Genomic DNA, 26,183 nt, shown 5'->3' with positions numbered 1-26,183 from the left:
TATAGACGAATGCCCTTAGGTCCCAGTGCCCAAAGCTTAGGATGATGCAAAAATTCAGGGATAAGTAATCGCCGATATCTTTTGTGGCCTGTAACATCTAACTGACCGCATTTGAGGTCACCAGAAAAGCTCCTGTAAGAGGTTCAAACGCTGGTTGAAGTTCCTTTGTAATCTTGACTTTTCAATCATGGTAATTAAGGTATGCGTTCTGTCTGTTATCGCTCGGTCAAGCGTTACCTTTTCCATGTTAGTAAGTACTTCGCTTGATTTACCATGCGGACAACGTGAAACTTATGCGTTCGTATGACTTTTGTACATCCTTTTTTTGTTCATTTGATATAATAGATTCAAAACCTAGTTAAGAACTGCGCTTAATTAAAAAATATAGGAGCACTTATGAAAGAAGACATTATAAAAAAATATTTCTTTATGTGGGTAACTAGAGATTTTACGTTGTTAGATACGTATTTTTCTGATGATATTATCTACCGCGAATGTTATGGAGCAATGTATGTAGGGATAGAGGAAGTCCATTTGTGGATCAAAAAAATGTTACTGAAGCAAGTTGTCTTAGAATGGAAGATAAAAGATATTCATCAAGTAAATGAAACCTTATTTTTTGTAGAATGGTATTTTAAAGCAAAAGAAAAACAACTTTATTCATTTGATGGTATATCAATGATTAGATTTGATGGAAATAAAATCCGATTAATAGAAGAGTATGAAGCTACACATGAAACTTTTAGACCATGTAAGATTGATTAAATGTGTCTAAGTATCAGTGAACGACGTTGTCGAGGGACAAGAACATTGTCCCATTGAAAGTCGCTATTTTAGCGGCTTTTTTATTTTATCGGTACATTTATCGGTACAAGTTCTTGACCAAGTTAAGGAAAAAACGTATACCGATTACCGGAATGGACAAGAATATAGTCCTTTTCCGGATTAGATGGATATCTAAGGGTGAGGCAAGCCTAACTTCGGCAAGCGCTCCCGTACGGACTCATCACATTGCATTGGCCACGGAAGAATCTCGTTTGGACTGAAGGTAAATCGATTGATTTAAAGGAATAAACAAAAGAAATAAATGCTGCACAAGAAGTTACTGAACAGCAAAAGATATAAACAAAAATGATAGCGATTGCTCCGGGGATGGGCGATTAGTCACTATGTATATTTGCGTATTTTTTTGGTTTTTGTCCTCCATATGTGTACAAAGAATGAAAAAGATGCTACATTGAAATCAGTCTAACCCCCTTTGTAACAACACTTTTTCGAAGAATTAAATGTCTCCTGTATGAGGACAATCGTATATCGAGGAGGGAATCGAATGTCAAGTCAAGTATTGGACCAATTTTTAAGTTCGAACATCGAAGATCTAAAGAATAAAGGTCTATATAACTTCATCGATACACTGCAGGGGGCAAATGGTCCTGTTATTCGTATTGACGGAAAGTCCTTAATCAATTTGTCTTCTAATAACTATTTGGGCTTGGCAACAGATCACCGTCTGATTGATGCTTCAGTTAAGGCGGCGCAGACATACGGGGCAGGGGCAGGGGCTGTGAGAACCATTAATGGTACGATGGATCTTCATATGGAGCTTGAAGAAAAACTGGCCCGTTTCAAAAAAACGGAAGCCGTTATCGTGTATCAATCGGGATTCAACTGCAATATGGCTGCTATATCTGCGGTAATGGATCAGCATGATGCGATTTTATCCGATGAACTTAACCACGCTTCAATTATTGATGGCTGCCGCCTATCTAGAGCCAAGGTGATTCGCTTTAAGCATTCGGATATGAATGATTTAAGGCGGCAGGCGAAAGAAGCCAAGGAATCCGGTCAGTATCATAAAATTATGGTCATCACCGACGGGGTTTTTTCCATGGATGGTGATATAGCAAAACTGCCCGAAATCGTGGAAATAGCAGAAGAATTCGACCTAATCACTTATGTAGATGATGCCCACGGTTCGGGCGTTCTTGGAGCAGGTGCGGGAACTGTAAAACATTTTGGATTGTCCGACCGCATTGACTTTCAAATTGGTACACTCTCCAAGGCGATCGGGGTTGTCGGAGGTTATGTGGCAGGTAGAAAGCAACTGATCGAATGGTTGAAGCTGAGAAGTCGTCCGTTTCTGTTCTCAACATCGCTGCCCCCGGCTGCAATTGCTGCTTGCAGCGCTTCTGTCGACATTCTGATGAATGACACTGATCTGATCAAGAAGCTATGGGAGAACAGCAATGACTTGAAAAATGGCTTGAGCCGGCTTGGATATGATGTGGGCCAAAGCGAAACACCGATCACCCCTTGTATCATTGGTGATGAAGTAACCGCCCAACAGTTCAGCAAACGACTCTATGAAGAAGGCGTGTACGCTAAGGCCATCGTGTTTCCGACAGTTCCAAAAGGAACTGGAAGAATACGCAACATGCCGACAGCTGCTCATACCAGGGAGATGCTTGATCAGGTGATCTATGCATATGAGCAAGTTGGCAAGGAAATGAAGTTGATTTAACTGTATTCACGGGAGTATATCTTTCGGGAGGAATGTCTTATGAAGAAGATATTGGTGACCGGAGCATTGGGACAAATCGGTTCTGAGTTAGTCGTTAAATTACGTGAAATTTATGGAGCGGATCATGTCGTTGCTACGGATCTCAGGTCATCATCCCACGAAATTACCCGATCCGGGCCATTCGAGTTGATGGACGTGACGAATGCTAAGGCGATGTTCGAAATCGCCAAGCAATACGAAGTGGATACCATCATTCATTTGGCTGCGCTGCTGTCAGCTACCGCAGAGGAGAAACCCTTGCTTGCTTGGAATTTGAATATGGGCGGATTAATGAATGCACTCGAAATATCCAGGGAGCTAAGTTGCCAATTTTTCACTCCAAGCTCGATTGGATCTTTTGGCCCTTCGACTCCGAGAGACAACACCCCGCAGGATACGATCCAGAGGCCCAATACGATGTACGGCGTGAACAAGGTGTCCGGCGAACTGCTTTGTGATTATTATTTTCACAAATACGGCCTGGATACTAGGGGGCTGCGATTCCCTGGTTTGATATCTTATATGACGCCTCCCGGCGGAGGAACGACAGATTACGCAGTGGAAATTTACTACGCAGCCGTGACAGCTGGCAGATATACATCTTATATTGCCAAAGACTCAAACATGGACATGATGTATATGCCGGATGCCCTGAACGCTATCATTGATTTTATGGAAGCGGATTCATGCCGATTGATACACCGAAATTCTTTTAATGTCACCGCAATGAGCGTGGATCCGGAGGCGATCGCTGCAGCGATTCGGGAAGAGATTCCCGGCTTTATCCTCGATTATGACGTTGATCCGAAGAGGCAGGCCATTGCCGATAGCTGGCCGCATTCCATTGATGCAACGGCAGCGAAAACAGAATGGGGATTTCACACCCGCTACGACCTGAAGGCCATGACGAAAGATATGCTATTGCAGCTAAGCAAGAGACAAATGCTCCGCAAAGCTTAAAGTTAATATAAATTCACTGTGCAAAGCGAGTAGAAATACAAAAAAATCTGCACCAAGGGGAGGTTTGGCGTTACCCGGATAAAATGAAGTGAAGAACAACGTCAATCGTCAAATGGGGTACAACAACCTTGTTCCAATCCAAGTCGCTATTTTAGCGGCTTTTTTATCGGTACAATTTCTTATCCCAGCCAAAGACTGTGACTTGTATGTATGCTGTCACGCAGTTTAAGACACGAAATAAGCACGGTGATTCTGGCACATCAGAAGGAAAAATCGGTGCCTTCACATTCATTTTAATTATGAAAAAAATTTATCTGATGTTTTGAAAACCGGAGCTTAAATGCTCCGGTTTTATTGTACACCAATAAGATTTAAGGGTGTGCTGAAAGGTGATCGCGTTCCTAATCCGTCGCATTTTAAGGATACTCAGTCAGACTGGACAAAGGAACAGTCATTTCCTGCTCCGAGTTTCCGATCGGATAGATTCGAGCCGTTTCATCCTCATTCACATGCTGGATTACGATAGGGGCATCCTGGTAGGTTACATTTTTCATAATGGCCGATTCCGAAATTTCAATCGCTCTTTGTTTGTTCATGAGAATTCTCCTTATTCTGAAAGCTTGTTCGATTGATCAAGATGACGGTGTGTGGCTTTTTTAATTTCTTGGTCGAGTTTCGATTGTCCTTGAATTTCTGCAGCCGCCTCCATCTGATGATTCAGCTGCTGTTCGATCTGTCCGATTCCATGCGCCTCTTGTTGCTGTTTGCTCTTAGTCAAAACGATCCCTCCATGGTTGTAATAAGATCTTTATAATCTCTGTACCACTACATTGCACCAAACAGTAGGAGCTTATGCAAAAGTTTTTCATGTACTGCCATTCGATTTTAGTGCTGTAAAATTTGGAAGTTTTCATGCTATTTTTTACACTGGGTCTAAACTTGTGGGGTATTTACCCCATATCTTCATCAAGATCAGTTCAATTGTCCGTTACGTCTTGTTTAGTTTTTCATAACTTATAGAGTGGCAGAATTGGATAAAGACAGTAAGTTCGTTTGACAGGAAGGGTTGTAAGATTTTAAGAGGAGGCGGATATGACAAGAAAGTTGTGATTGAGATTAACTTCAACAACTACGGTTTTGACCAGAAGCGTCTGACAGGGAATGGTTGGAGCGGAGAATGGACATTTTCGCAGATATACGCTGAACTGTCTCAGGATTTCCTAATCCTCATGGAAGCGAGATTGAACTGGTATTAAGGGAATTCATGGTCTGAATAGATCATTCCTGAACATCAAAGGAGGGCCAAGCGCGTGTCTAAGGAAAAAAAACTCATTGTTGAAATGCTCTTTAATAACTGGGGAGCGACAGCGGATCGACTGACCACTCGATGGATAGAATACAGAATAAATTTATTCATGAAATTTGCACTCAAAAGCCTACTCCTTCAATCTTCTCAGGATTTTACCTGCTATGTGCTATATGATCCGAAGTCTGAGAAGCTTATAAATGAGATACTAAAAAAGTATCCTTCCCTGCCTTCCCATATCTGCTTTGTAACACCTAAAGATTACCAGTCTCATATTATGCGAGATATTGAAAAGTTCAAGTATTTGTACCGCGTGTATCTGTCCAGTGACGATATGTATCACCAAGATTTTATCAAAAAGCTGCACGCCTACAAACCTCACAAAGATACCGTTGCCTTAATACCGCAATACGGTTACATCTACGACTCGGTACAAAAGCGGCTAGGAAAATTTTTTTTCTGGCTTCCCAGCTACGGTGTAACTATTATCAAGGTAGACGAGTATTTGAGAGGACAAGCGGCCCGTTATACCTGGCGTGATGCATTTAAAGTTCCCAGGGAATTCATTCATATCAAAGAACCAATATGGATTAATCATATTCATGGACAGAACACAGGTACAACTTTTGCCAATGCACTGACCTGGAAAATAGCAAATGTTCATGATGCTTGTACGTTGGAGCCTTGGAATAACAATAAACAACCTAAAGCTGCTTTCGGTCCTGAGATCACAGAGCCAAATGACATCGAACAGATCCTGAACCGCTTTTTCTAACTGTGCGCTATATTATCGATAGAATTAAAGTGGTTGGATAAGGCTACAATCGTTCTCTGAAGGGAAAAACTCTGTTCCATTTCGGAGAACGATTGGGAACAAGGTGAAACTGTCTAGTATAAATATTTGATCTATTTCATTAAACTAACCACTTAGATTTATCGGGGTAAAAAGAGAAGTATCGGTCTGAAACTAGCTGTTGAGCACAAGAACTTGTACCGACGAAAAGGATCCATGTAAATCCCCCCTCATAGTGTACAAGTTATTGATATATAACATCATCATTGGATATAAACTTGCAAGAATTAGATATTTCCTATCCTCATTATAGGTGTGTAAAATTAAAGCACCACGAGAGGGAGTGAGTTTATTATGCGAATTGATGCTCATCAGCATTATTGGTCAATATCACGTAACGATTATGGCTGGATAAATAAAGAATTACCTATTTTATACAGAGATTTTTTGCCACAAGATTATGAAATTCACTTAAAGAAGCATAACATCGACGGAACAATAGTTGTGCAGGCCGCACCTACTATTGAAGAAAGCGAATATTTGTTGGAATTGGCCAATCTGTCGGATTCGATATTGGGTGTAGTAGGTTGGCTAGATTTATTTACTCCATCGCATAAGGAACATTTCGATCGTTTCCGTAAACATAAGAAGTTCGTTGGCTTCCGCCTGATGTTGCAGGAGATGGTTGATGTCAGCCGTGTGCTTGAAAAACCATATTTGGAAGCGCTTAAATACTATGCATCCTTGGATATCCCTATAGATATTCTTGTCCGAGAAAATCAACTGGGTGTACTTAATGAACTTCTCAAAGAGGTTCCTGACTTAAGAGGGGTTATTGATCATATCGGTAAGCCTCGTATAAAGGAACATCTTTTTGAGCCATGGGAATTCCTGATGGGAGAGATAGCAAAACATCCAAAAATCTATTGTAAAATTTCTGGAATGGTAACCGAAGCTGATCATGATCATTGGGATGTGGAACATTTTAAGCCGTATATTGAACAAATTATTCGTATATTTGGTCCGGAGCGTATTATGTTTGGTTCGGATTGGCCGGTCTGTTTGCTAGCTGCAAGCTACGATGATGTTCTTGGTATCTTGAATAATACAATTCCACAATCATGGGTGGAAGAGAACCGGTCCGGTCTGTTTGGAGAGAATGCAAGAACATTCTATAAATTAAGATAATTCAGATCGCACAAAATGCTATGTTTACTATTCAATTTTCCACTAAGTATTTCAATACAGAGCTTGTTATCAGAAAAGCCGAGAACCTTTGATAAAAGGTTTCTTGGTCTTTTTATTAAACCGGTGCGGGCTGCTGCATGATGCAATTATGATACAATACGGGAGTATAACTATAATGATTGTGAAGCTACGATCAATGATATACCTGACCAGGCTGAAGTTGGGGGAAAGGAACACGGGTCCGGCGCCCTTTTACTAAAAAGGTGTTTGGATAAACGTGAACTACAAAATGATAAATATTCTTATTGTGGAAGATGAGAAGAACATATCTGAGCTGATCAAAATCAATCTGACTGATTCCGGATATCACTGTGTCTGTGTCTATGATGAAGGAGGTTCCCGAGAAACAAGAACATATACCCATTGAAGTCGCTAATTTAGCGGCTTTTTTATTTTATCGGTACAAATTCTTGTCCCAAGCCAATGACAAGAACTTGTACCGATTACCGTATTGGATAAGAACATAGTCCGATTGTCGATTAGGCGTATATCTAATCGTCGTCTTGCCCTTTAATACATTAAACTAAAGGGAAGGTTAGTTTAATGTATCATATTCGGGTAATTTGTGAACCAAGGTACAACTTTTGCAGCACTTATAAAATTTTCTCCATTGCCATCACATCTACAAATTCCCCTTCTAGAATGCCTTGATTCTGAAATACACCAACTTCTCGGTATCCGGCTTTGTGATATAAGCTCTGACCAAGCATATTAAATGTAAAGGTAAAAAGAACAAACTTATAAAAGTTATTCTGCTTACCGATTTCCTCTAATCTCTGAAGTAACTGTTTTCCGACCCCTTTACCGCGATGGTCACGATGAATATAAATGGAGAGATCACCGACACCGTCATATACGCTTCTAGCGTTATACGAATTGATAGAAGCCCAACCGACTACTTGATCATTTTGTTCGGCTATAAGCACAGAGTAACGCCCCTGGTGCTTGTTAAACCATTCAGACATGTAAGCTTCGTCTTTTATTTGTGTTTCAAGCGTTGCAATGCGGTCTTCAATACCTTGGTTATAAATAGTCAGAATGCTTCTCAAATCCACTTCAGTAGCTTGCCGAAGAATTACCATGTTGATCACTCCTATGTTTTGTTTTTGTATATGTTTATATATCACAATGTAATTTGAAATGGGAAGGGGGATAGAATAAATAAAAAAACATTTGCAATTTGCAAATAATTAGGGTATAACTATAATAAGAGGTGAGGTAATTGGAAAACAACGTAAGAGAGATGTTTCAGATCATGACAAGGCGTTTTGGATTATTGGATAAAAACTGCTGTACCGCAGGAGGGTTGGATATTTCACTTGTTCAAAGTCATATCATTTATGAAATTGATCGTAGGCATAATCCATCCATTCAGCAAGTGGCAGATGCACTCTCCATTGACATCACGACGTTTAGCCGCCAGGTTCAAAGTCTCGTAAAGTTGGGGTTGGTTCAAAAAACGCCCTTACCTGAAGATCGACGGATTTACATATTATCTTTGACTACACAAGGTAAGTTTGTTGCTACGGTCATTGATGAGCAGATGAATGATTATTTAAAAGAAGTCTTTTCGCATATGTCTGAATTCGAACGAGATATGGTCATCAATGCCGTCAAACTGCTAAACGAAAGTATGGCAAAATCCAGCGTATGCTGTACACCAATGGGATAAGGCTTATCCCATTTATTTAATATAATACTTGCAAAATGCAACTAATTATGAGGAGGAAACAAAGATGATTAAACATATCCCTGTGAACCAAGCGAGCTGCTGCGAAGCACCAGTACAAGAGAAGGGCAAATTACCTGTTGCGATCATTGGAGCTGGACCGGTTGGTCTTGCGGCAGCAGCACAACTCATTTCAAAAGGTGAGCCGTTTATGTTATTTGAAGCTGGAGATGAAGTGGGGGCAAACATTCGAAAATGGGAACATGTACGACTGTTCTCGCCATGGCAGTATAACATCGATAAAGCTGCTAAAGAGTTACTGCTAAAGTCGAATTGGGTTGCTCCACAAAACGAAAAGATCCCAACGGGTAAGGAGATTGTTGAGCATTTTCTAAAACCTTTGGCTGCGCTGCCTGAATTAAGTCCAAATGTGCATTTGAATACAAAAGTTACTGCGATCAGTCGTAAAGGGTTAAGTAAAGTGAAAACAAATGGGCGTGAGAAACTCCCGTTCGTGATTCATGTTGAACAAAACGGATCTTCACTTATTTATGAAGCGCGGGCTGTTATCGATGCCACGGGTACATGGTCCAATCCCAACCCTCTTCGTTCAGATGGCATATTTTCAGAAGAGGAAAAAGCACTTAAAAGTAACATTTCATACGGTATCCCTGCTGTATTAGGAAAAGAGAGAAATCGATATAGCGGCAAGAAGGTGCTTGTTGTAGGAAGCGGGCATTCTGCTATTAACACGTTGCTTGAACTTGTAGAGCTTCAAAAAGAAGAATCAGGAACTGAGATTGTGTGGGCTGTTCGTAAAGCAAATATCGAGGATGTTTATGGCGGACGAGAACTGGATGGGCTTCAGGCAAGAGGTGAACTGGGTACTCGAATTCAAAAAGTGGTTGAATCCGGTGCCGTAAAGGTCCTAACGGCATTCCATATTGATAAACTTCAAAAACAAGGTGAACAGATCCAGGTTTCCGGAACCATTAAAGATGAACTGATGGTTATTGATCACATCGATGAAATTGTAGGTAACACAGGTTCTCGCCCTGACTTATCGATGGTGCGAGAAGTACGGGTATTAACGGACCCAAGCTTAGAATGTGTTTATGAGCTTGCGCCATTAATTGATCCCAACATCCACAGTTGCGGAACAGTTCGACCACATGGCGAAAAAGAGCTCCGTCAACCAGAAAAGGACTTTTATATCGTAGGTGCCAAAAGTTATGGAAGAGCGCCAACTTTCCTCATGGCAACGGGATTTGAGCAAGTCAGATCCATTGTAGCTGCATTAGTGGGAGATATGGAGTCAGCACAAAAAGTAGAACTGGAACTGCCGGAGACGGGAGTTTGCAGTCTAGGTGCCAGTAGCACGGACAGCTGCTGTGAACCGGTTCAGGTGAAGGAAGCATCTTCGGATTGCTGCTCACCTTCGAAAACGGAAAAAGTAGGATCAAATTCCTGCTGCGGATAATCAAAAATTTAGAGCTACTGCATCCGAATCGTGATGCAGTAGCTTTTTTGATGCACCAAAACACCTTATATTCGTCATTGCTTATATAAGTAGTTTGTTATATGCTTATATTATTAAATGAAGCCGACAAGATGAATCACAGGGGGTGTACATATGGAACAAAGAATTCAGGAAATGGCTGAGGCGTATAAGTTATTAGCTGATAAAACACGTTTGACCATCATTGCGTTACTTCAGGAACAGGCACTTTGTGTATGTGATATCACAGACATTATTGGCATGTCACAACCAAACGCCAGTCAGCATCTTCGAAAACTAAAGGCAGCCGGTCTCCTTAATGAAAAGAAAAAAGGGCAGTGGGTGTACTACTCTCTTCATCCAGATGCAGAAGCATATGTGCAGTGTGTGTATCCTTATCTGCCATCCATGAAAGATAAAATAGCAGGATTGAAAAACTGCTGCGGGCCTCAGGAGGAAGCATGACCATCATCGCGATATTAATCTTTTTGCTGACACTGACTTTTGTGATTTGGCAACCTAAGGGACTTAATATTGGATGGTCAGCGTCTGCTGGAGCTATCCTTGCACTTCTTTTTGGAGTCGTCAGTCTATCCGATGTAGGTGCGGTCACAGGAATCGTATGGAACGCCACGCTTGCTTTCGTAGCCATTATTCTAATTTCGCTGATTTTAGATGAAATTGGATTTTTTGAATGGGCTGCACTACACATGGCAAGGCTCGCAAGAGGTAATGGCAAGCTGATGTTCGTTTATGTTGTGCTGCTTGGGGCAGGGGTGGCAGCATTCTTTGCGAATGACGGTGCCGCACTGATCCTAACGCCCATCGTGCTTGCTATGGTCCGAGCGCTCAAATTTGATCAAAAGATGATTTTACCTTTTATCATCGCAAGTGGTTTTATTGCAGATACAACTTCACTTCCGCTCGTCGTGAGCAACCTCGTCAATATCGTTTCTGCCGATTACTTTGGCATTGGCTTTGTGGAGTATGCAAGTCGTATGATTGTTCCGAATATCTTTTCAATATTGGCAAGTCTTCTGGTCCTGTTCCTGTTCTTTAGAAAGAGTATTCCAGGGAACTACGAAGTCAGTCAGCTCAAAAACCCAGCCGAAGCGATCAAGGATAAGAAACTGTTCAACATATCTTGGGTGATCTTAGCCGTACTACTGATTGCGTACTTGATGAGCGAGTTCATTCAAGTCCCAGTGTCTGTTATCGCTGGGGTTATAGCCATCTTGTTTATTTTAGCTGCAAGGCGGAGTCACGCTATTCAAACATGGAAGCTCGTTAAAGGGGCTCCATGGGCAGTCGTGATTTTCTCAATCGGTATGTACGTTGTCGTTTATGGACTACGAAATGTGGGATTGACGGATGAACTTGGTAAGGTCATTCAAGCTATAGCCGAACAGGGGCTTTACATCTCCACACTTGGCATGGGCTTTCTAGCTGCATTATTGTCTTCGGTTATGAACAATATGCCGACGGTGATGATTGATGCGCTTGCTATTGATGGGACCAACACACAAGGTGTCATTCGTGAATCACTGATTTATGCCAATATTGTCGGCAGTGACTTGGGTCCAAAAATCACACCGATTGGATCGCTCGCCACACTTTTGTGGCTGCATGTACTGTCCACCAAAGATGTAAAAATTACTTGGGGAAGTTATTTCAAAATTGGAATTGTGCTCACCATTCCCACGCTCTTTATCACGTTAACAGGACTGTATATATGGTTACACTTGATTCATTCAACCAATATTAACGTTTGGTTGATGATTGCCGTAATCACAGTAGCATTGGTTGTTATCGCTGTGGTCATAAAAACGTTAATTAACTCAAAAATGGGCGAAGCGAAAGTACAAGTAAGCCAAGCCAAAGATAAAGGAGATCAATAATCATGAACAACAAACCACTTGTTTACTTTTTATGTACAGGAAACTCTTGCAGAAGCCAAATCGCTGATGGATTTTTGAAAGCACTTGGTAGTGATAAATATGAGGTAAGAAGTGCTGGGTTAGAAGCTCATGGCTTAAATCCTCGTGCGGTTCAAACGATGAAAGAAGCCGGAATCGATATTTCGAATCATACATCCGATGTGATCGATCCTGAGATTTTGAAGCAAGCAGATTACATCATCACGCTTTGTGGTCATGCCAATGATAATTGTCCAGTTGTACGTAATGACAAAGCCGAAAGGTGGCACTGGGGCTTCGATGATCCAGCCAAGGCGGCAGGTACTGAGGAAGAAATCACAGCTACATTCGCTGAGGTCCGTGATTCAATTAGAGCTCGAATTGAACAATTCTTGAAAGAAGGTAAGTAAAATAGATCATGCCGAAAAGAAATACCATGCACTTATTGCTGATAAAGTTTATATGGGCGGAGCAGCCGATGTAGAGGTAATAGTTTTAATTGAAGTCATGGTGGATCTTCGGGAAGAAGCAACAGAGTGCGCGTATCCAGCAGATAAGGTAAAGTGGTTAAAGGTTCCGCTTGATGATGATACGAAAGAGCATGAAGCCGAGCTTTTCAAAAAAGCAATTGATAAGGATCAGTTCAAAAAGGAATTATTAAATAAAATATTCTGGAACAAGGCTTGTAATCGTTACGCTCACGGGAAGCGATAACATAATAAAACTAAGAAAGCAGCTGATCAATCTGATCGGCTGTTTTTGTTCATCTAACGGATAGAACAATGCCTTTATACATAAAACTCACCCATATGATGAGGGAAAATCATGGTGAGGTGATTGCATGAGAAAGATTTTGATGTCCATTCTAATCCTATCTATTGAATTGCAAAGGAAGACACTAGTTGCGCTCCAAGAAAAACAATACTTGAAGTCGGGGAAAGAAAATGTCTTTATAGCATTGACCCGTTTCAAGTAGCGAATATAAGAATGGTAGATGGTGGTTTTTAAATATCAAATAACGATCCGCCACAATTACGATTTAGGATTTCTCGTCATGAATGTAGTAAAAAAATGAATCAGCCTAAGTTAGGTGAGTTAGTTTAATACAATATGGAAAGAGACTGCCCCACTCAGTTTCAGCCACCTAAACATTAACCGCTTTATAAACTTCAAATCAGATAACCCAAAAAATTAAATAAGAGAACTCGTTAATGTTCGTCGATTAGATTCTGAAATGGAACAACTTGAAAAATGATACTTATTTTAGTTTAAGCTGCAATTCAAGGCAGCCGATCTTCGTGATCGGCTACCTTACTTCTATAGTTAAATGTTTCTTTTCTCCTTTTGCTAACCTAGGAGTACATATTTCAGTAGTATTACATTGACCATTGTTGGACTCGTGGACCCGCGACAATTCGCATCAGTATATCCGCATTTGGCATATGGTGATCATCATCCATTGGCATGTTAAGCGTGATCAATGCGGATAGCATGGTCAACAAAGCGGATATTAGCTCATGTGTATTTCCTGGTGCAAAGTCCCCGATCTGTTGTCCTTCTTCGAACAGGGGGAGAAGTTGATCAATAAAGGTCTTCACGGAAAATTGGTGGAGTAATTGTTTAGCTTCACTTGGCACATTCTCATCATTATTGGCGTGTTGAATGAGCTTAAAAGGATATTGTATACTTTCCTCCTCTAAAATACTTGCGATAAAGGTTCGAACTTTTTCAAAAGGAGAACCAGGAATATCGTAAATGACCTCCAGTGTAGTTTCCTCGGCTACTTGCCGAATCAAGGTGATAAATAGTTCTTCCTTTGATTCGAAAAATCGGTAAAGCTGCCCTGCACTCAGCTTGGCTTCTTCAGCAATCATGCTCATCTTAGCTCCATGTAAACCATGGCCTGCAAACACCTTTAAGGCTGCCTCTAAGATCTGCTGTTTTCGAGATTCTCTTCGTGTATTCAATTGTTCCTTAGATAATGGTGTCACCAGCTAGGCACTCCTTTTTTAGTATGACTTATGATGACATAAGTTGATCTATGGTTGCAAAGGTAGCTCCCTTGAATGAGGGAAGCAAATGTTCCAGTCGTTCCTCAAGTGGTTGATCTGACTCCTTCACCCAGTGATCTAATCGTTGTTTAGCTTCTCCAGATCCTCCCGCAGCGAGCAAGGCTGTCACCATTTCCACATTGAACAGTTCGCTAGGGGATAAGAATAGGGAGTTAACGAGCCAATACAATCCAAATATCTCATAATTGGTTTGTTCTGTGGACACCTGAAGGACATGCTCGAGATAGTTCTGAGCAAACTGCAACCCTTGAATCGGCTTTGTACCGACATACTCTACACCTTTCCATCTAAGGTCTGAAACAGCATTTAACCACCATGCTACTTCAATACAATTTTGCATCTTTTTATGGACTTCGATCTCAAAGCTAGGTTGAAGATGAATTAGATGGTGTCGAAGGCTTGTTTCTAAAATTTCCGCTTCCATTGCGGCAAGCGTCATACCTTGACCATAAACAGGATCAAGTTGGCAGAAGGCATCTCCCATGACAAGTAACCCAGTTGGCCATTGTTGCATCTGTTCAAAGTGTTGTCTGGACAATTCAGACACCCGAAAACTACGGGGTAATCCGATAGGCTCCAATCCATCAAGGACCTCATTTAATAAAGGACAACCCAGATGACGTATACCTTGTTCAAATAATGCTGGATCGTTGGAGGGATACTGACCATTTAAGTTCCAAAGTACCATTTCAGCTATATCGTTTTCTATGATTGAAAATGCAGCTCCATGGGTAATCTTGAGCGGATCTCCTTCTAAACGGATCGCATCCAGTTCTTCTTTGCGCCCATCCGGTATACGATAACGCCGAGTGCTGTAACCGAGAGATATTTTTAATCGCTCTGATTGCGGTACTTCGTATCCTAGCTCCGAGAGCCACTGAACAGTCTTGGAGAATTGGCCACTGGTATCGACGATAAGATCTGCCGTCATCGTGTATTGTTTGCGTTCACCTGAAACCCGTTCTCGGACTATAATGCCAGTTACTTTTGAACGATCTTCAGAAGCCTGAAGGTGGATGACTTCATTCAACCCGAGCAGACGGACATTTTGTATGTCTTGTATATATTGGCGAATAACCCATTCGAATAGGGTTCTACTGAAAGATGCGTTATGACTTTGTTCGACGGAAGTCATTTTGCCATAAGGACTGAGGAGATGTGTCGTTTTCCCGCGAGTAGAGTAAGCACCCTTTTTGATTAATTCATTCATCAGTCCAGGGAAGAAACGGTTCAGGATCAAACTACAGCGCGGCGTTAAACGATGAGGCTGGAAGGCTTGGGGGATTCCAGAACGACTTTCAGGTTCTTCAGAAAAGTGATCTCGGTCTACAACCACAACTTCAATATAAAAATTAGACAGAACTTTAGCTGCCAATAGTCCGGCAATGCCTCCACCAATAACAATAGCACGTTCCGTGTTCATGACGTCATTTCCCCTTTATTAATGAGTTTGTGTATAAATTAACTCAATGTAAGAATTAACGAATTAACAATGAAATCATCTGAACTAATTAAATGGAACGCGTTAATTAACTTAATGTGTGAACACCTCCCTTTTTGAGAATGAATCGTTCATTCTCAAATTACTTCATTTTCTTTTTATTGTCAATGATCTTAATTTAGGTACGAATTCATGCAAGAGCTGTACGATTTAATGTGAAACGAGGAGGCTCAGAAGATCTTTCTCATTTGGAGTATTTTGCAAAACGAGTATATGAGTTAGTAGGATGGCATGTGGAATTATATATTGACTCTACTTCTTTACCAGAAATTTCTGCAACATTGATTCGTCTTCCCGCTGTTTCAATAGATCACTTAGGCCTATCTAAGGAAGGATTTAAACACCTTGAGCACCTTCCTGCAATTGTGCAATTATTAGCGGACGATGAATTCGGTGTTGCCCGAGAGCGTTATGAAAAATCACTACCGAAAGAATACCTTGAGGCGTTCACAAAAATTGAACAACAGATCGGTTACTCCTTAATTGTTGCTATAGATAATGGTGTTGTTATAGGCTGTCTTCAGCTTACGATTATTCCTGGCATATCAAGATTAGGTGCAACACGAGGACAGATTGAGGGTGTTCGTGTGGATAAGAATTATCGAGGCAAAGGTGTTGGCGAGGAGCTATTTCGCTATGCTATCAACCAGGCAAAAACTATGGGTTGTGATATGATTTAACTAACAACAGATAAACAACGCAAAGATGCCCATAGGTTCTATGAACGCCTTGGATTTATTGCTAGTCATGATGGTATGAAACTTGCACTCCATAAATAATACGTTAAGCTAACGGGAAATGAATATGGATAACGGCTATTATAAATATTATTCTAACCAATCCAAGTAAACACTTAGCAAATCACGGCAGGGAAGAACTAATGAGGTGTCAAAGGACAAGAAGACTGTTTCATTTAAAATCGCTATTCTAGCGGTTTTTTTATTTTAAGGAACCAAGTTCTTGTCCCAAGCTGAGGACAAGAACATTGTGTCTTTTCCGATTAGGTAGGATGGAGAAAAACCTGTAAAGATAAAAGACAAAAAACATGAAGGATAAACTTGGCAGAAAATGCACTCCTGTAATATAAAATGGCGACTTTTTCTCAGAGTTAATTAGGGGAGGAGGCGACGTTCTTGGGATTGTCCCAATTCATTCAATGTGCTTATAAGATCATATCTGGTTTGCACGTTGCACGAGCCATTCTTTTTTCAATAATGCATATTGAAATGTATTTTCATATTTAGGAGTTCCATTCTCATGTTTGGTAAAAGAAATAAACTCTTTGAATAGGCCTTCCTGGCGCATGCCTAATTTCTCACACAGCTTCTGCGAGCGGAAGTTATCATCCTCGACGTAAGCATACAGTCTTCTGGCTTCTTGTTGCATATAGAGATACTCCATGAAGGCCATCGCGCTCTCACTTGCATAGCCTTTCCCTTCATATCTAGCATTAAAATTCCACCCGATACTATACGTATCCGGTTCTTCCTTCATATTGAACAGCTCTCCTATAAGCTTGTTGCTCTCTCTCAGACAGACTGCGATATACTCGTCTGCATTGCCTCGTTTCTCAATCTCTATTACAGCGTCCTCCAATGTCGAGACATTGTGATCCAAAAAGCAGTTCACTCTTGGATTGGAAGTGTATTCAAATAAATCTGCTGCATCAGTTGCGACAAAATTTCTTAATATCAAGCGGTTTGTTTCAAGTATTTTCATGAGTAATACCTCCAATGTTGAACTTTGAAGAATAACCGTTTCATTTATTAATAATATATTCCCCTTTTTGTCTTGCCAAACTCTATTCTCTAGTATTAAGGCTGTGGTTTACCTTGCGTTTGGCAGAATGGGTTCTCCCTTTTGTTTTCTCCACAGTGGAAAACCATTTCATCATTTTATCTTTATAGATATATCCGAGTACAAAACCAATAACAGCGATAACAGATATAATAATCGCTATGCTGTATTGCTGCATTTGAATGGTTGATCCCAAAGCGGCAGATGCGATGATCCACGGCAGACGACCAACGATGAGTATCGAGAAAAATCTGAACGAACTCATGGACGTAAGAGCAGCAACAAATACAAGCAAATCTTTTGGCAAACCTGGAATCACGAAAAAGATAAATAAAAAAACAGAAAACTTTTTCTCATCATGAATTAACGACAACCACTTATACTTTTTCTTTTGTAGTAATTTTGAGATATAATCGCGGCCGATAAAACGAGTGAAATAAAAAGCAATCGCTGAGCCTAATATTAACCCTATTGTAGTATACAAGGACCCTAGTGTAACCCCGTATATATAACCGCCTGCAATTTGTACGACTTCTCCTGGAATAGGCGCAACTACAATCTGAAGAATCTGGAATAATATAAACATGATCGGACCCCAATGACCTGTTGAATGGATAAACGCACTAAAATGGTCCATGGACGACATAATCTCAATAAGCGCAGGAGAATAATAGATCAGTACACCAATAGACAAGATGAGAGCTAGACCGATTAGTATGTTTGCGAATGTTTTTTTCGAAAGTTGTGGCATAGCTTAAAACTCCTTTATACAATGATCTCTACATGTTTGTAGTATAGATTGGACACATTAAGAGTTACCTACATAACTTCTGAAGAATTCTTAAGTAGACTGTATTTACTGGTAGTTGCACAAAACACTCATTATACTGGTATTAGATGGGGTGATCAGATGAACAAGCAAATCTTAATTGCTGACGATAACAGTGAAATTCGGGAAATTGTAAGAATTTTATTAGAGAGCGAGAATTATAAAGTGATTGAAGCGGTAGATGGTCAAGAAGCGATTGATAAAGTAAATGAAGAGACGGATCTCATTATTTTAGATATGATGATGCCTAATAAATCAGGATTGAAGGCGTGTTTGGAGATTCGTGAAAAAACAAGTGCACCGATTCTGTTCCTTACTGCGAAATCGCAGGATTCTGACAAACAATTGGCCTTCTCTTCAGGAAGTGATGACTTTTTGTCCAAACCTTTTTCTTACACAGAACTCGTTTCGAGAGTGAAGGCTTTGCTGCGGAGGTACTATGTCTATCGCGGCAAGGAGAAGACTGAGGAAACGGACCATATTATCATTAGAGATCTTACGATACACCAGGATGCAAAAACTGTATTTGTTGGGGAGAAGGAAATCGCTTTGACTGAAATTGAATATCAGATTTTGCTGCTGTTGGCTAAGAAACGACGTAAGGTATTTTCGGCTGAAAATATATATGAAAGTGTCTGGGGGCAACCTTACTTTTATACCTGTAATAACACGGTCATGGTCCATATTCGTAATTTGAGAAGCAAACTCGAAGATGACCCACAAAACCCTAAATATGTAAAGACTGTTTGGGGGAAGGGGTACAAAATTGAATAGATTACTAATGGGGAAAAAGCTGAAGGTTAAGCTGGTTCTTGCTGTATTAGTTTCTTTAGTTATTTCTATAAGTGTTTTCGTTATTTTACAAGTCATAGGCGAGACTACGTTAGATAGTTATTTAAGCAAATCCGCTTTTGTGGAAAACAGGCAGCAAGACGCACTTAAACATTTCGAAGAGTTCGTGAATAGTCAAAACGTGTCTACTCGTGATTATGAGCAATTATCTGCATGGATAAGTCATGAACGATACTTGAATCTGTATATTTTTGCAAAAGAAAAATTGATTTTCTCTTCAAATACAGAGGTTGATCCTGTTATTAACGAAGATCTATTAACTCAAATCGTGCCTTCGGAAATCCCCATCACCACCATCCATTTTGCAGATCAGGATGCCCAGATCTACTTGGTAGGCTTCTATGAGTATCAATACTACAATCTCATTTTGGTTATCAGTGTTTTCTTAGCAGCCGCTGCCTTCATTGTTTCCTTTTTACTGATAATTAATAAGAAGACATCTTATATTGGCGTGCTTGAACAAGAGATCAAGATACTTGAAGGTGGAAATTTGGATTATTCAATTACGATATCTGGAAAAGATGAACTATCATCGTTGGCACAGAGTATTGATGAGATGAGGAAATCATTTATTGAGCGACTCGGCAGTGAGGAAAGGGTGAGGATGGCTAATCGTGAATTAATCACGGCAATATCACATGATTTGCGTACTCCACTCACCATTCTTTTGGGCTATATGGATATCATAGAGCTTAACAAGTATAAGACCCATGAGGATTTACTGCAGTATATCCATAATAGCCGGGAAAAGGCCTATCAAATTAAAGCCCTATCGGACAAACTATTCGAATATTTCACGGTCTCCTCAGCCGCTGAAGAAGAGGAAGTGGAGTTTGAAATTTATGAGGGCAGAGCGCTTATAGATCAACTCATTGATGAGCAACTGGTGGTTTTGGACAATGTAGATGTTCAAGTTCAGGCGGATCCAAACCATGAAAAATTTTTGCTGGAAATCAATTTGGTCGCTATACGCCGCGTATTCGATAACATATTTTCAAATATTCGAAAGTATGCAGATCCAACGCATCCTGTTCGTATTCAGATTTCCTTCAAACAACAATGGGTTGAACTTTGGGTCGAGAATAAGATTTTACGTGAGGCCGAAAAGGAAGATAGCAACAAAATTGGGCTCGTTAGTTGCCAGAAAATAATACAGCAGCACAACGGGACATTGGCCGTATCGGTACGTAAGGATACTTTTTCACTTCAGATTACGTTACCTGTCATTTTAGATAAAACAGTACAGGCTTTGGAATGATATTTTGGCCTCCAACTAGTCAAAGAAACCAAGATGTACGCAAAAAAAAGTCGCTATTAGCGGCTTTTTTTTGTTTTACCATTACTGAATTAGTTACCCATAAATTGCAGTATACGATGCGACTTAAGAATTCTTAAGATATATGTACCCCCCATCTTAAGAAATCTCACTTAATCTTATACATCATAAGCAAACAGGAGAGGGTAGAATACAAAGCAAAATCAACAATTTAACAATATGAACAATACTGAAATTTAATATTAGTGAGGAGAAAATATGTTAATAAAGAATATTCCCAATTTGCTTACCTTTGTAAATTTGTCTTTTGGAGTACTTTCAATAGTCGAGGTATTTAATCAAAATTACTTTGCAAGTGCCATGTATATCATTATTGCAGCATTTTTAGATAGGTACGATGGAAGAATCGCAAGACGATTAAATGTTTGCAGTGAATTCGGTAAAGAACTGGATTCCTTAGCCGATTTGGTTTCCTTTGGTATTGCTCCAGCACTACTTGTTTATTTTAAGTTCAATTTTGCTGATCTTGGCTTGATGAAGCTTGTGAGTATAGTTGCTCTATTAATCTATATCATCAGCGGTTCGTACAGGTTAGCGCTTTTTAATATAAAAAAATTTGAGGGTACCTTCAGTGGAATTCCGATAACCGTGGCAGGTTTACTTCTCTCCACATGCTCAGTGATCGCTCCAAGCACGAATAGTTCATCACTTATATCCGTAATTACATTGCTAGCTCTATCCTATTTAATGATATCAAATATAAAATTCAAAAAAATATAATAAGGAGTAATTATGAGTAATCTACATTATGATACAAATAATCAAGACAGTGAAAAACCTCTAAATAAAACTGGCTTACGCTATTTAGCGAAGCTTTTATTTTCAACTGGAGTTCCTAAGCTGGTTTTATGTATAGCCCTTATTTTAAGTATTGTCAGCTCTTTCTCTGGATTAATTGTTCCGTTAGTTACGGGAAATATGATTGATCAATTTCGTTTGGAATTGTTGAACGGAATAATGATTGTACAGCTTGTTCTAATCTTTATTTTGCAAGCTGTATCGAGTGGATTTTCCTACTATCTGTTAGCTCGTGTTGGGAATAGCATGGTCAATGGAGTGCGTAAGCAGCTCTGGGGAAAGATGCTTTATCTACCGATGCGTTTTTTTGATCGCTACCGCTCTGCGGATCTCATGAGCCGCGTAGTAAACGACACCAATGAAATTAAATCTCTTATCACCGATCACTTAATCAATTTTATTTCTAATTTAATCACAGTTATTGGTGCATTGATCATGCTTTTCTATTTGGATTGGAAAATGACTTTAGTCATTATGTTGGTATTACCGATAAGTTTAGCAGTAATGATGCCCATGGGAGATAAGTTGTATGCATTATCCGTACGTCTACAAGAACATTTGGCGGCTTTATCCTCGACGCTATCCCAAATCATCGGGGAAATGAGACTGGTTAAGGCATCTAACTCAGAGAAAAAAGAATTGAGAAACGGCAAAGTTAACATGGATGATTTATATCAAGCGGAAATGAAGGAAGCTCGGATTAATGCAATACTAATGCCATTGATGACGTTGATCATGATTGTTCTCCTGGTTGTTATTATAGGATACGGTGGAGTACGTGTTTCCTCTGGCGCTCTTACAGCAGGGAAACTGGTGGCTTATATTTTACTATTATTTCAAATTATGATTCCTTTTGAACAGTTTGGATCATTTTTTTCAAATTTCAAAAAAGTAATGGGGGCAACGGAGAGGTTAAAGCTAATTATGGAACAGCCCATCGAAGCTGATAACACAAAGTATATCATGCCTGAAAAGCATGATTACTTAGAGTTTCGCGAGGTTTGTTTTGGTTATGAAAGTGATAAACAAATTCTGCTGAATGCAACGTTTACTATTCCAGAGCGTAAAGTAACCGCTATTGTTGGTCCTAGCGGAAGTGGGAAGACAACCATTTTTTCGCTTATTGAGAGATTTTATAATCCGGAGACGGGAAGCATATATTGGGGAGATAATCCAATTCATTCATTTTCTCTTCATGATTGGCGAAAAAAAATCGGTTATGTGTCCCAAGAAAGTTCTCTTATATCAGGTTCAATTCGAGAAAATATAATCTATGGAAGGGAGGACGAAGTGAGTGAAATGGAGATGATGAATGTAGCACGACTTGCATATGCACATGATTTCATTGACGCTTTACCAAGAAAGTATGAAACCGAGGTAGGAGAGAGAGGAATTCAATTATCAGGCGGACAGCGCCAGCGCATAGCTATCGCACGTGCTTTGTTGCGAAACCCGGATATCTTACTGTTAGATGAAGCAACCGCTAGCTTGGATAGTAACTCAGAACATGAGGTGCAAAAGGCGTTACTAAATTTGATGCAAGAACGTACAACCATTGTAATCGCACATAGATTATCGACAGTTGTTCATGCGGATCAAATTATTGTGTTTGATTATGGTCAAGTTACAGGCGTTGGAAGGCATGAGGAATTACTTCAAACACATCCTTCCTATACTGCCTGGGCTCATAAGCCAATTTCAAGGGATACAGACTATAAATTGAGTCCTTGTTCGCTGAATTTCCCGGAATTTCATCTATTAATAGCTTTATACAGAAGCAGCTGGTAATTCGACCAGCTGCTTTTACTCCCTAATTTTAAGATTCATCATACTTCGGGGCTCGAACGGCAGCTTTCGTCCGGATACGGAAATTGCCAGACAAGATTTGGCTGTGCTGACCATGCGGGCTTTGCGGGCAGTGGGCAAAAACGAGCAGACTGTTTAGTGCAGGACCAAGGTCGTCTTAATAAGACAGGCAGAACGGAACAATGATCTTTCCTTAGCCGGCTGTAGCTTCACATAACTCAAGTTGACTCAGTTCCAACGGCTTAAAAAGGTGCGTGACCAGCTGAAAAGATAAACCATAGCTTAGCAAATTCGTCAACATACAAGGTATTATAATCCGCGGATTTATTTGTTTCACCAATAAAGCCATCGCTTGATGAGGGAGTTTTTTTGCAATTTCTTAATCCACATGGATTACTAGAATATGCCAATTTGTGCTAAAATCGAAAGCAGGCTGTTGGTTTTGGGACCGCAAATGAACCGTGAAGTGAAATGGATCAGAGCATGCTCAGGAGGTCTTAGGAGATGGAAAAACGCATTCTGCTCGTTGAAGACGACAACGACATCAATCTGTTGATTGAAGAACAGCTAAAACAGGATCATTACAGCGTTGCAGCGGCACGCGATGGGGAGGAAGCTCTCGCGCTTTTTCAAAAAGAGAAATTCGATCTGATCTTGCTCGATTTGATGCTCCCCAAGGTAAGCGGTATGGAACTACTCAAACATATCCGAGAGACCAGTAAAGTTCCTGTCTTGATTATTTCTGCGAAAGGCAGCGACCTAGACAAAGCCATGGGCCTTGGGTTTGGCGCGGATGATTATATAAGCAAGCCTTTCTCTATGATCGAATTGACAGCAAGGGTTCAGGCGGCCATTCGGAGGGCAACGTTATACTCGGAAACGGAAAGCAAACCTGCCGCGCCCTCCGTTATTACGTTTAAGGATCTCATTCTGGACTTGCATTCGTTCTCTGTAAAGGTAAAAGAAAAAAGCATGCCGCTCACTGCCAAGGAGTTCCATATCTTAAAACTGTTCCTAACCCATCAGAGCAGGGTGTTCACTAAGGAGCAAATCTATCAACTTATCTGGGACGAAGATTATTACGGGAATGAGAACGTAATTAATGTACATATCCGGAGACTCCGGGAGAAAATCGAAGAGGACCCATCAGCTCCGCAATACATTCGGACGATTTGGGGAATCGGATATAGAATGGGGGATTAGTACATGGTCCTTCTATTATCCGTCATTATTACTGTATTGGTTGGAATTATTGGAGTGCTATTTTATAGAGAAAAGAAGCGAAATCTAAGCATCCTGGAGATTACGAATAAAATATCCCATATTTTGGACCAGAATACGGCCGAGAAAGTGTTAGTACCCACAGGCGACCATGCCGTTAGGCAGCTGCTCACACAAATTAACCGTCTGCTGGATAACAAACAGAAGGTATTTGCGGACTATGCAAGAACGAAGGACAGCCAAAAGAAAATGATCTCGAACATGTCTCACGATTTGAAGACGCCGCTAACGGTCATTCTCGGGTACACGGAAAAACTGAATGATAAAAATGCGTTAACCGCGCAAGAAGAAGAGCAAGTCATTCAACGGTTGAATTCAAAAGTAAACAGTCTGATCACCTTGCTCAACCAATTTTTCGATCTTGTCAAAATCGAGTCAGAGGATTATGATATCCCGCTAAGCAAAATATCATTAAGCGAGGTTTGCCGGAACAGTGTTCTTGAGTTTTACGATCTGCTGGTCTCCAGAAACCTTCGGGTCGAGATAGACATACCGGAGCAGCCCTTTTATTTTCATGGTAACAAGGATGCGCTGCATCGAATATTGAACAATCTAATATCAAATTCCATTCGGTATGGAAGCGACGGCGGTGTGTTCGGACTGACGGTTCGTGAAGAAGGGAAGTACGTGGTCGTTGACGTGTGGGACCGGGGCAAAGGGATTGCAGAGATCCATCAGGAACGTATATTCGAAAGACTCTATACCTTGGACGATGCACGGAATCCGCAATTTCAGGGAAGCGGCCTGGGACTCAGTATTTCCAAGCGCCTAACGGAAGAAATGAACGGATGGATTAGTCTAAGCAGCTCGGAGCCGTACCAGAAGACCATTTTCACTTGCAAATTCAAGAAGTTAACCTTCTAGCGATTCATCCAAGAGATGTTGTTCTTTTGTTCAACGTCTCTTTTTTATTTCAGCCGCCCACTTTTCAATTCATTCTTAAGAAACATGTAAGGAATGGGAAAGGAATAAGTCCATTCTCTGGTCTAAGATGAAGATAAATAACAAAAGAAATCAAATTGTGAACACAGGTGGTGGTCCTCATGAATTTCATTATTCAAACTACGGATTTGAGCAAAACCGTAAAAGGGAAATCCATTGTATCACGTGTCAATCTAAATGTAAGAAAGGGGGAGATTTATGGTCTGTTGGGTCCTAACGGCGCAGGTAAAACAACCCTCATGAAAATGCTGACGGGACTCATTCTTCCGACATCCGGTGCGATTATGCTGTTTGGTAAGAAATTTTCAGAAACCTCGAAAGAGGGCCTCAAGAGGGTCGGGAGCATTATTGAATATCCAATATTTTTTGAGCACATGACGGCCATGGAGAATCTCCAAATTCATTGCGAATACTTGGGTTATTACGATAAGAGAGCTATACGTCAAGCCTTGGATCTGGTGAAATTGGAAGGGGTTGAAGATAAAAAAGTAAAGGATTTCTCGCTTGGCATGAAACAGCGTCTTGGCATTGCCAGGGCCGCCATCACCAGACCGGAATTGATCGTGCTGGATGAACCCACGAACGGGCTGGATCCGATCGGTATTAAAAACATGAGGGACCTGATTCGAACGCTTAACCAGGAATACGGGATTACGTTTGTCCTGTCCAGCCATATCCTAGGGGAAATTGAGCAGGTGGCCCATAGAATTGGCGTTATTCAACGCGGTCAATTGGTCGACGAAGTCACATTATCCGATATTCGAAGTCAGCGTACCGGCTATATTGAACTTTTGACCTCGAATGTGCAAAAATCCGCCTTTTTACTTGAACATGAGCTTCAAATATCCAATATCAAAATCGTCCAAGATCAGCAAATCCGAGTGTATGATATGGACGTATCGACTAGTCAAATTACAAAGCTGCTGATTGCGCATGAGATTGAAATCGAGGAGATCCGAAAAGTTAACAGTACACTGGAAGACTATTTCTATCATCAAATTCAGGGAAAGGAATGAATC

Annotated in this window: 26 protein-coding genes and 1 pseudogene; 20 read left to right on the top strand and 7 right to left on the bottom strand. The window is 40.5% G+C overall.

Going from position 1 to position 26,183, the window contains the following annotated elements:
• The first annotated feature begins 396 nt into the window (after positions 1-396).
• The 3 genes from GUA98_RS06770 to GUA98_RS06760 all read left to right on the top strand — a co-directional run bounded on the left by GUA98_RS06770 (position 397) and on the right by GUA98_RS06760 (position 3,520).
• On the top strand, positions 397-765 hold the full coding sequence (locus tag GUA98_RS06770; protein ID WP_193722496.1) for a nuclear transport factor 2 family protein: 369 nt from the start codon (positions 397-399) through the stop codon (positions 763-765).
• A gap of 565 nt (positions 766-1,330) precedes the next feature.
• On the top strand, positions 1,331-2,521 hold the full coding sequence (locus GUA98_RS06765; protein ID WP_193722495.1) for a glycine C-acetyltransferase: 1,191 nt from the start codon (positions 1,331-1,333) through the stop codon (positions 2,519-2,521).
• A gap of 39 nt (positions 2,522-2,560) precedes the next feature.
• Positions 2,561-3,520, top strand: a complete 960-nt coding sequence (locus tag GUA98_RS06760; protein WP_193722494.1) for an L-threonine 3-dehydrogenase — start codon at positions 2,561-2,563, stop codon at positions 3,518-3,520.
• A gap of 416 nt (positions 3,521-3,936) precedes the next feature.
• Here GUA98_RS06760 and GUA98_RS06755 read toward each other — a convergent pair whose 3' ends face one another.
• Both GUA98_RS06755 and GUA98_RS06750 read right to left on the bottom strand, forming a co-directional pair.
• The gene (locus tag GUA98_RS06755) at positions 3,937-4,116 is read right to left on the bottom strand and encodes an H-type small acid-soluble spore protein (RefSeq protein ID WP_110821305.1); all 180 of its coding nucleotides are present in this window, start codon (positions 4,114-4,116) and stop codon (positions 3,937-3,939) included.
• A gap of 11 nt (positions 4,117-4,127) precedes the next feature.
• Positions 4,128-4,298 (bottom strand): hypothetical protein, encoded by a 171-nt coding sequence (locus GUA98_RS06750; protein WP_167301697.1) that lies wholly within the window; start codon positions 4,296-4,298, stop codon positions 4,128-4,130.
• A gap of 328 nt (positions 4,299-4,626) precedes the next feature.
• On the opposite strand from GUA98_RS06750, the gene GUA98_RS29430 reads away from it, so the two are divergent.
• The 3 genes from GUA98_RS29430 (at position 4,627) to GUA98_RS06740 (ending at position 6,807) form a co-directional block, all read left to right on the top strand.
• Positions 4,627-4,776 carry a hypothetical protein gene (locus GUA98_RS29430; protein WP_227779456.1) on the top strand — a complete coding sequence of 50 codons (150 nt, stop codon included), beginning with the start codon at positions 4,627-4,629 and terminating at the stop codon, positions 4,774-4,776.
• A 54-nt stretch (positions 4,777-4,830) separates the two neighbouring features.
• Entirely contained in the window at positions 4,831-5,601 is a 771-nt protein-coding gene (locus GUA98_RS06745) for a glycosyltransferase (protein WP_321573840.1), read from the top strand.
• 372 nt (positions 5,602-5,973) lie between these two features.
• Entirely contained in the window at positions 5,974-6,807 is an 834-nt protein-coding gene (locus GUA98_RS06740; RefSeq protein ID WP_193722493.1) for an amidohydrolase family protein, read from the top strand.
• Positions 6,808-7,460: 653 nt separating this feature from the next.
• Here GUA98_RS06740 and GUA98_RS06735 read toward each other — a convergent pair.
• Positions 7,461-7,949 carry an arsinothricin resistance N-acetyltransferase ArsN1 family A gene (locus GUA98_RS06735; protein WP_193722492.1) on the bottom strand — a complete coding sequence of 163 codons (489 nt, stop codon included), beginning with the start codon at positions 7,947-7,949 and terminating at the stop codon, positions 7,461-7,463.
• 161 nt (positions 7,950-8,110) lie between these two features.
• On the opposite strand from GUA98_RS06735, the gene GUA98_RS06730 reads away from it, so the two are divergent.
• The 6 genes from GUA98_RS06730 (at position 8,111) to GUA98_RS06705 (ending at position 12,664) form a co-directional block, all read left to right on the top strand.
• The gene (locus GUA98_RS06730) at positions 8,111-8,539 is read left to right on the top strand and encodes a MarR family winged helix-turn-helix transcriptional regulator (RefSeq protein WP_193722856.1); all 429 of its coding nucleotides are present in this window, start codon (positions 8,111-8,113) and stop codon (positions 8,537-8,539) included.
• A gap of 64 nt (positions 8,540-8,603) precedes the next feature.
• Complete coding sequence (locus GUA98_RS06725; protein ID WP_193722491.1) at positions 8,604-10,016, top strand: NAD(P)-binding domain-containing protein; 1,413 nt, start codon at positions 8,604-8,606, stop codon at positions 10,014-10,016.
• Positions 10,017-10,169: 153 nt separating this feature from the next.
• Entirely contained in the window at positions 10,170-10,499 is a 330-nt protein-coding gene (locus GUA98_RS06720) for an ArsR/SmtB family transcription factor (RefSeq protein WP_193722490.1), read from the top strand.
• Positions 10,496-11,932, top strand: a complete 1,437-nt coding sequence (locus GUA98_RS06715; protein ID WP_193722489.1) for an arsenic transporter — start codon at positions 10,496-10,498, stop codon at positions 11,930-11,932. The genes GUA98_RS06720 and GUA98_RS06715 overlap by 4 nt, the downstream gene beginning before the upstream one ends.
• A gap of 2 nt (positions 11,933-11,934) precedes the next feature.
• Entirely contained in the window at positions 11,935-12,360 is a 426-nt protein-coding gene (gene arsC, locus GUA98_RS06710; RefSeq protein ID WP_193722488.1) for an arsenate reductase (thioredoxin), read from the top strand.
• A 52-nt stretch (positions 12,361-12,412) separates the two neighbouring features.
• Complete coding sequence (locus tag GUA98_RS06705) at positions 12,413-12,664, top strand: hypothetical protein (protein ID WP_193722487.1); 252 nt, start codon at positions 12,413-12,415, stop codon at positions 12,662-12,664.
• A gap of 662 nt (positions 12,665-13,326) precedes the next feature.
• Here the strand turns inward: GUA98_RS06705 and GUA98_RS06700 are convergent.
• Entirely contained in the window at positions 13,327-13,941 is a 615-nt protein-coding gene (locus GUA98_RS06700) for a TetR/AcrR family transcriptional regulator (RefSeq protein ID WP_193722486.1), read from the bottom strand.
• A gap of 28 nt (positions 13,942-13,969) precedes the next feature.
• Positions 13,970-15,445: an NAD(P)/FAD-dependent oxidoreductase gene (locus GUA98_RS06695; RefSeq protein ID WP_193722485.1), complete on the bottom strand. Its 1,476-nt coding sequence runs from the start codon at positions 15,443-15,445 to the stop codon at positions 13,970-13,972.
• Positions 15,446-15,660: 215 nt separating this feature from the next.
• Between GUA98_RS06695 and GUA98_RS30245 the strand changes: the two are divergent.
• A pseudogene (locus GUA98_RS30245) lies at positions 15,661-16,203 on the top strand (GNAT family N-acetyltransferase); the annotation flags it as partial.
• 490 nt (positions 16,204-16,693) lie between these two features.
• Here the strand turns inward: GUA98_RS30245 and GUA98_RS06685 are convergent.
• A complete protein-coding gene (locus GUA98_RS06685; protein WP_193722484.1) occupies positions 16,694-17,242 on the bottom strand; it encodes a GNAT family N-acetyltransferase in 549 nt (182 codons plus the stop codon).
• Positions 17,243-17,324: 82 nt separating this feature from the next.
• Complete coding sequence (locus tag GUA98_RS06680) at positions 17,325-18,071, bottom strand: TVP38/TMEM64 family protein (RefSeq protein WP_193722483.1); 747 nt, start codon at positions 18,069-18,071, stop codon at positions 17,325-17,327.
• Between the two features lie 159 nt (positions 18,072-18,230).
• Between GUA98_RS06680 and GUA98_RS06675 the strand changes: the two genes are divergently transcribed.
• The 7 genes from GUA98_RS06675 to GUA98_RS06645 all read left to right on the top strand — a co-directional run bounded on the left by GUA98_RS06675 (position 18,231) and on the right by GUA98_RS06645 (position 26,180).
• Positions 18,231-18,923, top strand: a complete 693-nt coding sequence (locus GUA98_RS06675) for a response regulator transcription factor (RefSeq protein WP_193722482.1) — start codon at positions 18,231-18,233, stop codon at positions 18,921-18,923.
• A gap of 7 nt (positions 18,924-18,930) precedes the next feature.
• Entirely contained in the window at positions 18,931-20,259 is a 1,329-nt protein-coding gene (locus GUA98_RS06670; RefSeq protein WP_227779455.1) for a sensor histidine kinase, read from the top strand.
• Between the two features lie 276 nt (positions 20,260-20,535).
• Entirely contained in the window at positions 20,536-21,057 is a 522-nt protein-coding gene (gene pssA / locus GUA98_RS06665) for a CDP-diacylglycerol--serine O-phosphatidyltransferase (RefSeq protein ID WP_193722480.1), read from the top strand.
• Between the two features lie 12 nt (positions 21,058-21,069).
• Positions 21,070-22,923, top strand: coding sequence for an ABC transporter ATP-binding protein (locus GUA98_RS06660; RefSeq protein WP_193722479.1), 1,854 nt, complete (start codon positions 21,070-21,072; stop codon positions 22,921-22,923).
• A 522-nt stretch (positions 22,924-23,445) separates the two neighbouring features.
• The gene (locus tag GUA98_RS06655) at positions 23,446-24,144 is read left to right on the top strand and encodes a response regulator transcription factor (RefSeq protein ID WP_321573839.1); all 699 of its coding nucleotides are present in this window, start codon (positions 23,446-23,448) and stop codon (positions 24,142-24,144) included.
• Positions 24,145-24,147: 3 nt separating this feature from the next.
• Positions 24,148-25,086, top strand: a complete 939-nt coding sequence (locus GUA98_RS06650) for a sensor histidine kinase (protein ID WP_193722478.1) — start codon at positions 24,148-24,150, stop codon at positions 25,084-25,086.
• A 179-nt stretch (positions 25,087-25,265) separates the two neighbouring features.
• A complete protein-coding gene (locus GUA98_RS06645; protein ID WP_193722477.1) occupies positions 25,266-26,180 on the top strand; it encodes an ABC transporter ATP-binding protein in 915 nt (304 codons plus the stop codon).
• Positions 26,181-26,183 lie beyond the last annotated feature (3 nt).

Origin of the sequence: Paenibacillus sp. P13VS, assembly GCF_015143645.1 — a bacterium.
In the GTDB taxonomy this organism is placed as follows: domain Bacteria; phylum Bacillota; class Bacilli; order Paenibacillales; family Paenibacillaceae; genus Paenibacillus; species Paenibacillus xylanilyticus_A.
The sequence above is the reverse complement of the archived record's forward strand: the minus strand, read 5'-3'. Positions and strand labels throughout refer to the sequence as shown.

Excerpts from the sequence above, each read along its gene's own strand:
- GUA98_RS06725 (WP_193722491.1), top strand. The coding sequence starts at position 8,604 with ATGATTAAACATATCCCTGTGAACCAAGCGAGCTGCTGCGAAGCACCA.
- GUA98_RS06765 (WP_193722495.1), top strand. The coding sequence starts at position 1,331 with ATGTCAAGTCAAGTATTGGACCAATTTTTAAGTTCGAACATCGAAGAT.
- GUA98_RS06755 (WP_110821305.1), bottom strand. The coding sequence starts at position 4,116 with ATGAACAAACAAAGAGCGATTGAAATTTCGGAATCGGCCATTATGAAA.
- pssA (WP_193722480.1), top strand. The coding sequence starts at position 20,536 with ATGTTAATAAAGAATATTCCCAATTTGCTTACCTTTGTAAATTTGTCT.
- GUA98_RS06720 (WP_193722490.1), top strand. The coding sequence starts at position 10,170 with ATGGAACAAAGAATTCAGGAAATGGCTGAGGCGTATAAGTTATTAGCT.
- GUA98_RS06735 (WP_193722492.1), bottom strand. The coding sequence starts at position 7,949 with ATGGTAATTCTTCGGCAAGCTACTGAAGTGGATTTGAGAAGCATTCTG.
- GUA98_RS06760 (WP_193722494.1), top strand. The coding sequence starts at position 2,561 with ATGAAGAAGATATTGGTGACCGGAGCATTGGGACAAATCGGTTCTGAG.
- GUA98_RS06715 (WP_193722489.1), top strand. The coding sequence starts at position 10,496 with ATGACCATCATCGCGATATTAATCTTTTTGCTGACACTGACTTTTGTG.
- GUA98_RS06730 (WP_193722856.1), top strand. The coding sequence starts at position 8,111 with ATGTTTCAGATCATGACAAGGCGTTTTGGATTATTGGATAAAAACTGC.
- GUA98_RS06645 (WP_193722477.1), top strand. The coding sequence starts at position 25,266 with ATGAATTTCATTATTCAAACTACGGATTTGAGCAAAACCGTAAAAGGG.
- GUA98_RS06675 (WP_193722482.1), top strand. The coding sequence starts at position 18,231 with ATGAACAAGCAAATCTTAATTGCTGACGATAACAGTGAAATTCGGGAA.
- GUA98_RS06770 (WP_193722496.1), top strand. The coding sequence starts at position 397 with ATGAAAGAAGACATTATAAAAAAATATTTCTTTATGTGGGTAACTAGA.
- GUA98_RS06695 (WP_193722485.1), bottom strand. The coding sequence starts at position 15,445 with ATGAACACGGAACGTGCTATTGTTATTGGTGGAGGCATTGCCGGACTA.
- GUA98_RS06670 (WP_227779455.1), top strand. The coding sequence starts at position 18,931 with ATGGGGAAAAAGCTGAAGGTTAAGCTGGTTCTTGCTGTATTAGTTTCT.
- GUA98_RS06705 (WP_193722487.1), top strand. The coding sequence starts at position 12,413 with ATGGGCGGAGCAGCCGATGTAGAGGTAATAGTTTTAATTGAAGTCATG.
- GUA98_RS06740 (WP_193722493.1), top strand. The coding sequence starts at position 5,974 with ATGCGAATTGATGCTCATCAGCATTATTGGTCAATATCACGTAACGAT.
- GUA98_RS06685 (WP_193722484.1), bottom strand. The coding sequence starts at position 17,242 with ATGAAAATACTTGAAACAAACCGCTTGATATTAAGAAATTTTGTCGCA.
- GUA98_RS06660 (WP_193722479.1), top strand. The coding sequence starts at position 21,070 with ATGAGTAATCTACATTATGATACAAATAATCAAGACAGTGAAAAACCT.
- GUA98_RS06655 (WP_321573839.1), top strand. The coding sequence starts at position 23,446 with ATGGAAAAACGCATTCTGCTCGTTGAAGACGACAACGACATCAATCTG.
- GUA98_RS06650 (WP_193722478.1), top strand. The coding sequence starts at position 24,148 with ATGGTCCTTCTATTATCCGTCATTATTACTGTATTGGTTGGAATTATT.
- arsC (WP_193722488.1), top strand. The coding sequence starts at position 11,935 with ATGAACAACAAACCACTTGTTTACTTTTTATGTACAGGAAACTCTTGC.
- GUA98_RS06680 (WP_193722483.1), bottom strand. The coding sequence starts at position 18,071 with ATGCCACAACTTTCGAAAAAAACATTCGCAAACATACTAATCGGTCTA.